This is a genomic window from Lysinibacillus sp. RU7 (assembly GCF_057837305.1).
The window spans coordinates 1-287 of the sequence record NZ_JBYQFK010000094.1; the positions used below are offsets into that span (position 1 = coordinate 1).

At 69.7% G+C, this 287-nt stretch carries 1 protein-coding gene; it reads left to right on the top strand.

What is annotated here, in order from left to right; genetic code table 11:
* Positions 1-287: flavodoxin domain-containing protein (locus AC3II9_RS21665; protein WP_489158743.1), on the top strand; the 287-nt coding region annotated here is incomplete at both ends.

Here is a 287-nt window from a genome sequence, read left to right on the forward strand (position 1 = left end):
CGCCGGCTGTTCGTCGTCGCCAGCACCTATGGCGAGGGCGAGCCGCCCGACAGCGCGCGCGGCTTTGCCCGCGTGATGGCGTCCGAGCCCCCCGCCCTGCCCGGTCTGCGCTATGCCGTGCTGGCGTTGGGCGACCGAGAATATGACGATTTCTGTGCCTTCGGCCATCAGATCGATCGCTGGCTGCATGCGGGCGGCGCCGAGCGGCTGTTCGACGCGATCGAGGTTGATGGCGACGATGCCGATGCCCAGCGGCTGTGGCAGCAGCAATTGGCCAGCCTGGGCGG